Raw genomic sequence first — 9901 nt, 5'->3', positions numbered from 1 at the left:
CCTATTACTAGCAAGCCGCTAGAAGTAAGACAGGGTAAGGGTAAGGGTAATGTTGAATACTGGGTGGCAAATGTTCAGCCAGGTCGCATGCTCTATGAGATGGAAGGTGTGTCAGAAGAAATTGCAAGAGAAGCTTTTAGATTAGGCGCTGCAAAACTTCCAGTTAAAACAACATTTGTAACGCGGGCGATACTGTAATGAAAGCGAGCGAGATCAGACAGAAATCTGTTGAAGATATGGCACAAGAGCTTGAGGCTCTTCATAAAGAACAGTTTAGTTTGCGTATGCAAAATGCGACAGGTCAATTAACACGCTCTAGCGAGATGAGACGTGTGCGCCGTGACATTGCTCGTATTAAAACTGTACTTAACGAAAAGAAATAGGGTACGAATATGAGTGAGCAGGAAAAAAGTACACGTTTAGTCACTGGTCGCGTTGTTAGCGATAAAATGGACAAAACTATAACAGTTTTGGTTGAGCGTAAAGTTGCTCATCCTATCTATAAAAAATACATGAAGCGTTCAACTAAGTTGCATGCTCATGATGAAGCGAACGAATGTAATGTTGGTGATGTTGTAACGATTACATCGTCACGACCTTTGTCAAAGACTAAAAGCTGGAACTTGGTCGAAGTTATTGACCGAGCCAAGTAGTCCGCTGGTTACAATTGGAGTTTAGACAATGATTCAAATGCAAAGTAGTCTTGACGCTGCGGATAATAGCGGCGCAAAGCGTGTAGAGTGTATTAAAGTTTTAGGTGGTTCACACCGTCGTTATGCCAGTATTGGTGATGTTATTAAAGTAACGATTAAAGAAGCTGCGCCACGTGGTAAGGTTAAAAAAGGCCAAGTTCATAACGCAGTAATCGTTAGAACTAGAAAAGGTGTGCGTCGTCCTGATGGATCTGTGATTCGTTTTGATGGAAATGCTGCTGTATTATTAAATGCTAATCTTCAACCGATTGGTACTCGAATTTTTGGCCCAGTTACTCGTGAACTTCGTGGTGAAAAATTCATGAAGATTATATCGTTAGCACCTGAAGTGCTATAAGATTGGAGTTCTGAGATGGAAAGATTAGTAAAAGGTGACCAAGTTGTTGTTGTAGTCGGTAAAGACCGCGGCAAAACGGGTGAGATTGTAGGTCGTGGACAAGATGGTAAGTTTGTTGTTCAAGGTATAAATCTAGCCAAAAAACATGTTAAACCAAATCCAGCGCAAGGTCAGGCTGGTGGTATTCTTGATAAAGAAATGCCGATTGAGGGTTCTAACCTAGCTTTATTAAATCCTGCTACTGGCAAGGGTGATAAAGTGGGTTTTAAAATTTTAGATGATGGCCGCAAGGTTCGCTTTTTCAAATCAAACGGCGAAGTTGTTGGCGCTTAGGCGACAAGATTAGGTATTTACAGTGAGCAGATTAAAAGATTTTTATCGTGATACTGTAGTCAAACAGTTAATTGAACAGTTTGGTTATAAGTCGGTCATGGAAGTTCCAAGAATTACAAAGATATCCTTAAATATGGGTGTCGGTGAAGCGTTGACTGATAAGAAGGTTTTGGATAATGCTGTTGCTGATATGGAAAAAATTTCCGGTCAGAAAGTAGTTATTACGAAAGCAAGAAAATCAATTGCAGGCTTTAAATTACGTGAAGGTTGGCCCGTAGGTTGTAAGGTGACTTTACGTTCTGAGCGTATGTATGATTTTCTTGATCGTTTAGTAACTGTTTCCATCCCAAGGATCCGTGACTTTCGTGGATTAAATCCTAAGTCATTTGACGGGCAAGGAAATTACAGTATGGGGGTGAAAGAACAAATCATCTTCCCAGAAATTGAATATGATAAAATAGATAAGTTACGCGGAATGGATATTACCATTACGACGACTGCTAAAACAGCAGAAGAGTCTCGTGCGCTATTATTAGCATTCAAGTTTCCTTTTAAAAAATAGATTCAGATTGGGTGGAATTAAGTTATGGCTAAACAATGCATGATTAATCGTGAGATTAAAAGAGCAAAATTGGTAGAAAAATATGCTACCAAAAGAGCAGAGTTGAAAAAACAGATCGTAGACATGTCATTAAGTTTTGATGAGCGTCAAGAAGCTGCAAAGAAATTTCATGCGTTACCTCGTAACTCGAGTGCAGTACGTATGAGAAATCGTTGTGAAATTACGGGTCGCCCACATGGCTACTACCGTAAATTCGGCCTTTCTAGGAATAAGTTGCGTGAACATGCAATGGCAGGTGATATTCCTGGCCTAGTAATGGCAAGCTGGTAGTTTGTCAATTTATAGTGCGGAGCTAAAATAAAATGAGTATGACCGATCCTGTTGCAGATATGCTTACACGCATACGTAATGCACAACAAGCAAAAAAATCAGATGTAACAATGCCTTCTTCTAAAGTAAAGCTAAGTATTGCAGATGTATTGAAAAACGAAGGTTACATCGCGACATATAATGTAACTGATGTGGATGGTAAATCAGTACTTTCAATCGCTTTGAAATACTTTGAAGGAAAACCTGTTATATCAAAAATTGATCGCGTTAGCCGTCCAGGTTTGCGTGTATACAAATCAGCGAAAGACCTACCAAAAGTAATTGGTGGTTTAGGTGTAGCAATCGTGTCGACATCTAAAGGTGTAATGGCCGATCGTAAGGCAAGAGAACTAGGTCAGGGCGGTGAAGTCCTGTGTTCAGTTAGCTAAGCCAGATATATTTGGAGATTTAAGAATGTCACGAATTGCAAACGCACCCGTAGAAATTCCAGCTGGCGTAGAAGTGTCGCTGAATGGTGCTGAAGTTTCTATAAAAGGTAGCAAAGGCACGTTAAGTCGTGCAATACATGCGGAAGTTGAAGTGGCGCAGCAAGGTAATACATTAGTTACTACAGCGCGTAGCCAGTCAAAACAAGCCGTTGCTCAAGCAGGTACCTCACGTGCCTTGTTAAATAATATGGTAATCGGTGTTTCCGAAGGATTCCAAAAGAAGCTTACATTGGTTGGGGTGGGTTATCGTGCTAAAGCACAAGGTGACACATTGGATCTTACATTAGGTTTCTCGCACCCAGTTCAATATGCTGTCCCTGCGGGTATCACAATTGAAACACCAACTCAGACTGAAATTCTTATTTCAGGAACTGATAAGCAAATAGTAGGTCAGGTTGCGGCAAATATTCGCGCTTATCGTCCACCAGAACCTTATAAAGGTAAAGGCGTTCGTTATGCAGATGAGCATGTTGCTCGTAAAGAAGCTAAAAAGAAATAATTAGGCTGAACAATGGATAAGAAAATATCACGATTACGTAGAGCGGCTAAAACAAGAGCTAAATTAAGAGAGCTCGAAGTCTATAGGTTGACTGTTCACAGAACACCTCGCCACATCTACGCACAAATTGTCACTCATGACAGCTCAAAGGTTATTGCTTCAGCATCGACATTAGATGGTGAACTAAGAAAAGAACTTTCTAGCACGGGTAATATTTCAGCGGCTGAAGCAGTTGGTAAAGCAGTTGCTTTACGAGCAGTTAAAGCAGGTGTTGAGCAAGTCTCTTTTGACCGGTCTGGTTTTCGTTTTCACGGCCGAGTTAAAGCGCTAGCTGATGCTGCACGCGAAAACGGCCTGCAGTTCTAAATTTTAAAGGTATTATCACATGGCACAAAATGATCAACGACAAGCCCCATCTGATGGTTTGATTGAGAAGTTAGTCGGAATTCGCAGGGTTGCTAAGGTTGTTAAAGGTGGTCGCGTATTTGGTTTTTCTGCATTAACCGTAGTAGGTGATGGAGAAGGCCGAGTAGGTTTCGGTCAAGGTAAAGCTCGCGAAGTTCCTGTTGCGATTCAAAAAGCAATGGACGAAGCTAGAAGAAACATGAAAACGGTTACATTAAACGGGCACACGTTACAGCATGCTCTAACTGCTCGTCACGGTGCTGCTAAAGTTTATATGCAACCCGCATCTGAAGGTACTGGCGTTATCGCCGGTGGTGCGATGCGTGCTGTATTTGACGTTGTTGGTGTTCATAATGTGCTGGCAAAATCTATCGGTTCAACTAATCCTTTGAACGTAGTTCGCGCTACAATTATCGGGCTTACTGATATGAATAACCCTGAAGCAGTTGCAGCCAAACGTGGCAAGTCAGTTGCTGAGATTATGGAATAAGATAATGACAACTCAAGCTAAATTAAAAGTGACATTGGTCAAAAGTACGATCGGTCGCTTAGCTAAACATAAGGCATGCGTAGTAGGCTTAGGTCTGAGAAAGACTGGTAGCAGCGCTATTGTTATTGATACACCTGAAAACAGAGGTATGATTAATCATGTCTCATATATGTTAAAGGTTGAGGAAGCATAAAATGTTTTTAAATACTATTGCACCTGCACCTGGTGCAACAAAAGATGCAAAACGTGTTGGTCGCGGAATCGGTTCTGGTCTAGGTAAAACATGTGGTCGTGGCCACAAAGGTCAAAAAGCACGGTCAGGTGGTTTTCACAAGCGTGGTTTTGAAGGTGGTCAAATGCCTTTACAACGTCGCTTACCTAAAGTTGGTTTTAAATCTCGTGTAGGTTCTAAATCTACTGAGGTTAGGCTAGATGTACTCGCAGGGCTAGATGTCGAAGTAATCGATTTGTTCGCACTTAGAGCGCTAGGGATTATCTCTGGTAATATCCAAAAAGTTAAAGTTATTAACTCTGGTGAACTTACTAAAGCCCTATCTATTAAAGGGTTGTCTGTAACTGCTGGAGCTAAGTCGACTATTGAGTCTGCTGGCGGAAAAATCGAAGAGTAATCTGCGTGGAAAAAAATAAACAACAATTGCTAGAAAATAAAGGTAAGTATGCTGAATTAAAAAGCAGACTACTTTTTGTATTAGGCGCTTTGCTCGTGTATCGAATGGGTACATTTATGCCTGTTCCTGGTATCGATCCTGCTGCACTAGCAATTATGTTTGAACAACAAAAAGGTACTATCCTCGACATGTTTAACATGTTCTCGGGTGGTGCCTTGTCACGCTTATCAGTATTTGCGTTAGGTATCATGCCCTACATATCTGCATCTATTATTATGCAGTTGTTGACAGTTGTACACCCAAAACTTGCACAAATGAAAAAAGAAGGTGCTGCGGGTAAAAGAAAAATTACTCAATACACACGATATGGCACTCTAGTACTTGCTACGTTTCAAGCTTTAGGTATTGCTGTAGCACTTGAAAGTCAAAGTGCATCAGGTATTGGTGTGGTAGTTGATCCTGGTATGTTGTTTAGGTTTACAGCTGTTATCACGCTTGTTACTGGCACAATGTTTTTGATGTGGCTAGGAGAGCAGATCACAGAACGTGGCATAGGTAATGGTATATCGCTGATTATTTTTGCTGGTATTGTTGCAGGATTACCAGCTGCTATCGGTGGAACATTGGAGTTAGCTAGAACTGGTCAATTGCATTCGTTTTTAGTCATAACGATACTTGTTTTAGCGATTGCAGTTACAGCATTTGTTGTATTTGTTGAGCGCGCACAGCGCAGAATACCTGTCCATTATGCTAAACGCCAACAAGGTAGAAAAATGATGTCAGGTCAAGTGACTCATTTACCATTGAAGCTCAATATGGCGGGAGTTATTCCACCAATTTTTGCTTCAAGTATTATTCTGTTTCCTGCTACAATAGCAGGCTGGTTTGGAACGTCTGAAGGAATGGGCTGGCTAAAAGATATTTCTACGTTAATGTCTCCAGGCCAACCGATGTATGTTATAGCTTATGCAATTGCAATAGTGTTCTTTTGTTTTTTCTATACGGCTTTAGTTTTTAATCCTAAAGAAACAGCCGAAAATTTACAGAAATCTGGTGCATTTATTCCTGGTATAAGACCTGGCGCTCAAACAAGTAAATATATTGATGGTGTTATGGGCCGTTTGACATTGGCAGGTGCTGTATATATCACTGCAGTCTGTCTATTGCCAGAGTTTTTGATCTTGTACTGGAATGTTCCGTTTTATTTTGGTGGTACATCCTTACTAATTATCGTTGTTGTTGTAATGGATTTTGTGTCTCAAGTGCAATCACATATGATGTCTCAGCAATATGAAGGTTTGATGAAAAAATCAAACAAAAAAAATAATAACAGTGTGTCAGGGTTCTTAAATTAAGTTCAACGCACATCATTTGGTGGAGAAGTTCGATGAAAGTTCAAGCGTCGGTTAAGAAGATTTGCCGTAATTGTAAAGTTGTGAAGCGTAAGGGTGTTGTTCGCATCATTTGCACTGAAGCAAAACATAAACAGCGTCAAGGTTGATTGACGTTACATAAATTAATTTATTGTTGGATAGAGATAATATATGTTACAATTCTCTGTTCACTTATGAAGAACTTAGGGTAGCTCAATGGCTCGTATTGCTGGTATAAATGTCCCTGTGCAAAAGCACACGGTGATCGCGTTAACCTCTATCTATGGTATTGGTAACACACGCGCACAGAAAATCTGTGCCGCATCAGGTATCGCACCAGATGCAAAAATTAGAGATTTAACAGAGCAGGAAGTGGAATCACTCCGTAGTGAAGTTGCAAAATTCACTGTAGAAGGCGACTTGCGACGTGAGGTTTCAATGGATATCAAGCGCTTGAGAGATCTCGGCTGCTATCGTGGTATTCGTCATCGTAGAGGTTTACCTCTTCGTGGACAAAGAACTAAAACTAATGCAAGGACTCGTAAAGGTCCTAGACGCATGATTAAATAACGAAGAGAACTTTCATGGCAAATTCAACTGCGCGTCAGCGTAAGCGTGTAAAAAAGAATGTTGTTGATGGTGTTGCCCATGTGCATGCATCATTCAATAACACTATTATTACAATCACAGACCGCCAAGGTAATGCTCTATCATGGGCAACATCTGGTGGTTGTGGATTCCGTGGATCACGGAAAAGCACTCCTTTTGCAGCTCAAGTAGCAGCTGAGAAAGCGGGTGAAGTAGTCAAGGGTTTCGGTATGAAAAACCTTGATGTCGAAATTAAAGGTCCAGGTCCTGGTCGTGAATCAGCTGTTCGCGCATTGAATAACTTGGGTTTTAAAATTAACAATATTACAGACGTAACACCTATTCCGCATAATGGTTGTCGTCCGCCTAAACGGCGCAGAGTCTGATTTAGGAGATTATTATGGCTAGATATATTGGTGCAAAATGTCGTTTGTGTCGTCGCGAAGGTGAGAAGTTATTCCTGAAAGGCGAAAAATGTTATACATCTAAATGTGCAATCGAAAATCGTGCGTTCCCACCTGGCCAACATGGCCAACGTCGTGGACGTCTTTCGGACTACGCAACGCAGTTACGTGAAAAGCAAAAATTACGTCGTGTGTATGGTGTACTTGAAAAGCAATTTAGATCTTATTACAAATTGGCTGATAACAAGAAAGGTGCTACAGGTGAGAACCTTCTTCAATTGTTAGAAAACCGTTTGGATAATGTTACATATCGTATGGGGTTTGGTGTTTCACGTAGTGAAGCTCGCCAGTTAGTACGTCATAACGCGATTACTGTTAACGGTAAGAAAGTAAATATTCCTTCTTATCAGGTAAGCGCTTCTGATGTGATCGCAGTTAGAGATGCCGGTAAAAACCAAATTCGAATCAAAGGCGCGCTAGATTTAGCTGCTCAAAACGGATTCGCAGATTGGGTTGAAGTTGATGCTGCTAAAATGTCAGGAACATACAAGCATGTACCTGAACGTTCTGATTTGTCAGCGGATATCAATGAGCATTTAATTGTTGAGCTCTACTCGAAATAAGTAAAGATAATCCTCATGAAAGTGAGGATTGATTAGAGGAATTTTAATGACAATCTATACTAGTCAGTTTCTAAAGCCACGGATGGTTGATATACAGAGATTTAGTAATACACGTACACGTTTAGTATTGGAACCACTCGAAAGAGGATTTGGTCATACACTAGGCAGCGCAATGCGTAGAGTACTATTATCTTCAATGGAAGGCTCAGCAGTAGTTGAAGCCCAAATTGATGGTGTAGTACATGAATACTCTGCGATTGATGGCGTTCAAGAAGATGTCTTGGATATACTTCTAAACATGAAAGGTCTTGCCGTTAAATTGCATGATCTTAATGAAGTAGTATTGACGCTTAGTAAAAGTGGTGTTGGTCCTGTTACTGCTGGCGATATACAACTTCCTCATAATGTTGAAATTGTTAATCCTGAGCATGTAATTGCTAACTTAACCGGTGGTAGTTTATCTATTACTTTTAAAGTTGCTAAAGGCAGAGGTTATTCCCCATCTAATACACGTCAAACTGCAGAAGATGAAGATCGTTCAATCGGTCAGCTTTATCTAGATGCTTCATTCAGCCCAGTTAATATGGTTACATATGCTGTTGAGAGTGCGCGGGTAGAAAATCGAACTGATTTGGATAAGCTTATTATTGATGTAGATACTGATGGCACATTGGATGCTGAAGATGCAATCAAGTTTGCTTCAACTATCTTAAGCGATCAACTTTCATCTTTTGTTGACTTCACTGTTATTGAAGAAAAGAAAGTTGAGCCAGAAGTTGCTCAAATCGCACCAGAATTGCTACAAGCAATTGACGAACTTGATTTAACTGTTCGTTCTGCTAACTGTTTAAAAGCAGAGAATATCTATTATGTTGGTGATTTAATTCAACGTTCTGAAATGGAATTATTGAAAACACCAAACTTAGGTAAAAAATCATTAACTGAGATTAAAGATGTTTTGGCATCAAAAGGCTTATCATTAGGAATGCATCTTGATAACTGGCCGCCAACATCATTAGAACAAAAATAAAACTGAATTAATTCAGCATAAAAAATAGGGTAGTTAAAATGCGTCATCGTAATTCTGGTCGTAAATTAAACCGCAATAGCAGTCACAGAACAGCAATGTTCAAAAATATGGCGGTCTCATTGGTGGAACATGAAGTCATTCGCACAACTTTGCCAAAAGCAAAAGAGTTACGTGGCGTGATTGAACCATTAATAACATTGGGTAAAGTTGATTCTGTAGCAAATAGAAGACTTGCTTTTGCTCGTTTAGAAGACAGAGCTGCAGTAACTAAACTTTTTAATGACATTAGCCCTCGTTCTTTAACTAGACCTGGTGGTTATGTGCGTATTTTAAAGTGTGGTTACCGTGAAGGTGATAAAGCACCTATGGCTATCGTCGAACTAGTAGATAGAAAAACTGAAGCTGTTGCTGAATAAGCAAGTATAAAAATATCAAAATAAAAAAACCGACCTTAGTCGGTTTTTTTATGTCAAAAATTAATGTCATTTAGAATATAAGCGTTTATACATAATATAGTACTTTATTCAGAATAGATCTGGTTATTTAGACCTAGGTTTTCAAAGATGAAATTCAGTTGTATTATTTTGATATACTTTCGCCGATCATTGTTTCTACTAATTAAAACAATATTCACTTTTATCTTGAATAATGATATTTATGTTCGTAATACGCTTACATCCAACGCCAAACTAATATTTGTAATTTTTTCATCAAAATTGTATTTATTTTATGATTTGAAGATAGGAATAATTAGTTTTTTAGGTTGTCATAAGCTGAAATGACCATAATACAGTATGTATCATGGATTATGAGACAAAGAAATAAAATGAAATTTATACTGATTTCATAAGCTTATAGTCTGGTTGCGAAAATAAGATAAGTTTTCTGTTGACGAAGTCATTTTAGGCTGTAGAATGCACCACTTCTTAAGGCATTCAACCAGCACCACGGCGAAATGGTTAAGAAATAAAGTTTGACAGTTTAGTGAGAGCCTGTATAATTCTCGCTTCTTTGTTGCAGGCAGTAGTGGCAACAAACGCTCTTTAAAAAAATAGTATCAAGTAATTTGTGTGGGTACTTTCGTTAGGTCGATTCTT

At 39.5% G+C, this 9901-nt stretch carries 20 protein-coding genes; all 20 read left to right on the top strand.

Features of this window, described 5'->3' with window-relative positions:
* On the top strand, nt 1-198 hold a 198-nt coding region (rplP, locus tag ENH88_RS14610; protein WP_304183264.1), incomplete at its 5' end, for a 50S ribosomal protein L16.
* A complete protein-coding gene (rpmC, locus tag ENH88_RS14605) occupies nt 198-383 on the top strand; it encodes a 50S ribosomal protein L29 (protein WP_304183262.1) in 186 nt (61 codons plus the stop codon). The genes rplP and rpmC, both read left to right, overlap by 1 nt.
* Nucleotides 384-392: 9 nt before the next feature.
* Complete coding sequence (gene rpsQ, locus ENH88_RS14600; RefSeq protein ID WP_304183259.1) at nt 393-653, top strand: 30S ribosomal protein S17; 261 nt, start codon at nt 393-395, stop codon at nt 651-653.
* Between the two features lie 28 nt (nt 654-681).
* Nucleotides 682-1050 carry a 50S ribosomal protein L14 gene (gene rplN, locus ENH88_RS14595; protein WP_304183256.1) on the top strand — a complete coding sequence of 123 codons (369 nt, stop codon included), beginning with the start codon at nt 682-684 and terminating at the stop codon, nt 1048-1050.
* A 15-nt stretch (nt 1051-1065) separates the two neighbouring features.
* Nucleotides 1066-1383: a 50S ribosomal protein L24 gene (gene rplX / locus ENH88_RS14590; RefSeq protein ID WP_304183254.1), complete on the top strand. Its 318-nt coding sequence runs from the start codon at nt 1066-1068 to the stop codon at nt 1381-1383.
* A gap of 22 nt (nt 1384-1405) precedes the next feature.
* Nucleotides 1406-1945, top strand: a complete 540-nt coding sequence (gene rplE / locus ENH88_RS14585) for a 50S ribosomal protein L5 (RefSeq protein WP_304183252.1) — start codon at nt 1406-1408, stop codon at nt 1943-1945.
* A 24-nt stretch (nt 1946-1969) separates the two neighbouring features.
* On the top strand, nt 1970-2275 hold the full coding sequence (gene rpsN / locus ENH88_RS14580; protein WP_304183251.1) for a 30S ribosomal protein S14: 306 nt from the start codon (nt 1970-1972) through the stop codon (nt 2273-2275).
* Between the two features lie 32 nt (nt 2276-2307).
* Nucleotides 2308-2703 (top strand): 30S ribosomal protein S8, encoded by a 396-nt coding sequence (gene rpsH, locus ENH88_RS14575; protein WP_304183250.1) that lies wholly within the window; start codon nt 2308-2310, stop codon nt 2701-2703.
* 25 nt (nt 2704-2728) lie between these two features.
* Nucleotides 2729-3262 carry a 50S ribosomal protein L6 gene (gene rplF, locus ENH88_RS14570; RefSeq protein WP_304183248.1) on the top strand — a complete coding sequence of 178 codons (534 nt, stop codon included), beginning with the start codon at nt 2729-2731 and terminating at the stop codon, nt 3260-3262.
* Between the two features lie 12 nt (nt 3263-3274).
* Entirely contained in the window at nt 3275-3628 is a 354-nt protein-coding gene (gene rplR, locus ENH88_RS14565) for a 50S ribosomal protein L18 (RefSeq protein ID WP_304183247.1), read from the top strand.
* A gap of 19 nt (nt 3629-3647) precedes the next feature.
* Entirely contained in the window at nt 3648-4157 is a 510-nt protein-coding gene (gene rpsE / locus ENH88_RS14560; protein WP_304183245.1) for a 30S ribosomal protein S5, read from the top strand.
* 4 nt (nt 4158-4161) lie between these two features.
* On the top strand, nt 4162-4350 hold the full coding sequence (gene rpmD / locus ENH88_RS14555; protein WP_304183242.1) for a 50S ribosomal protein L30: 189 nt from the start codon (nt 4162-4164) through the stop codon (nt 4348-4350).
* A gap of 1 nt (nt 4351) precedes the next feature.
* Nucleotides 4352-4786, top strand: coding sequence for a 50S ribosomal protein L15 (rplO, locus tag ENH88_RS14550; protein ID WP_304183240.1), 435 nt, complete (start codon nt 4352-4354; stop codon nt 4784-4786).
* A gap of 5 nt (nt 4787-4791) precedes the next feature.
* A complete protein-coding gene (gene secY, locus ENH88_RS14545; protein ID WP_304183239.1) occupies nt 4792-6141 on the top strand; it encodes a preprotein translocase subunit SecY in 1350 nt (449 codons plus the stop codon).
* A 32-nt stretch (nt 6142-6173) separates the two neighbouring features.
* A complete protein-coding gene (gene rpmJ, locus ENH88_RS14540; RefSeq protein WP_304183236.1) occupies nt 6174-6287 on the top strand; it encodes a 50S ribosomal protein L36 in 114 nt (37 codons plus the stop codon).
* A gap of 88 nt (nt 6288-6375) precedes the next feature.
* Nucleotides 6376-6729 carry a 30S ribosomal protein S13 gene (gene rpsM / locus ENH88_RS14535; RefSeq protein ID WP_304183234.1) on the top strand — a complete coding sequence of 118 codons (354 nt, stop codon included), beginning with the start codon at nt 6376-6378 and terminating at the stop codon, nt 6727-6729.
* A gap of 14 nt (nt 6730-6743) precedes the next feature.
* Entirely contained in the window at nt 6744-7133 is a 390-nt protein-coding gene (gene rpsK, locus ENH88_RS14530; RefSeq protein WP_304183231.1) for a 30S ribosomal protein S11, read from the top strand.
* A gap of 14 nt (nt 7134-7147) precedes the next feature.
* The gene (rpsD, locus tag ENH88_RS14525) at nt 7148-7774 is read left to right on the top strand and encodes a 30S ribosomal protein S4 (protein WP_304183230.1); all 627 of its coding nucleotides are present in this window, start codon (nt 7148-7150) and stop codon (nt 7772-7774) included.
* A 46-nt stretch (nt 7775-7820) separates the two neighbouring features.
* The gene (locus ENH88_RS14520) at nt 7821-8804 is read left to right on the top strand and encodes a DNA-directed RNA polymerase subunit alpha (protein WP_304183228.1); all 984 of its coding nucleotides are present in this window, start codon (nt 7821-7823) and stop codon (nt 8802-8804) included.
* Nucleotides 8805-8842: 38 nt separating this feature from the next.
* Complete coding sequence (gene rplQ, locus ENH88_RS14515; protein WP_304183227.1) at nt 8843-9220, top strand: 50S ribosomal protein L17; 378 nt, start codon at nt 8843-8845, stop codon at nt 9218-9220.
* Nucleotides 9221-9901: the final 681 nt, after the last annotated feature.

This window comes from Pseudoalteromonas prydzensis, from assembly GCF_011050055.1.
In the GTDB taxonomy this organism is placed as follows: Bacteria; Pseudomonadota; Gammaproteobacteria; order Enterobacterales; family Alteromonadaceae; genus Pseudoalteromonas; species Pseudoalteromonas prydzensis_A.
This window is presented reverse-complemented; position numbering and strand designations above follow the sequence as displayed.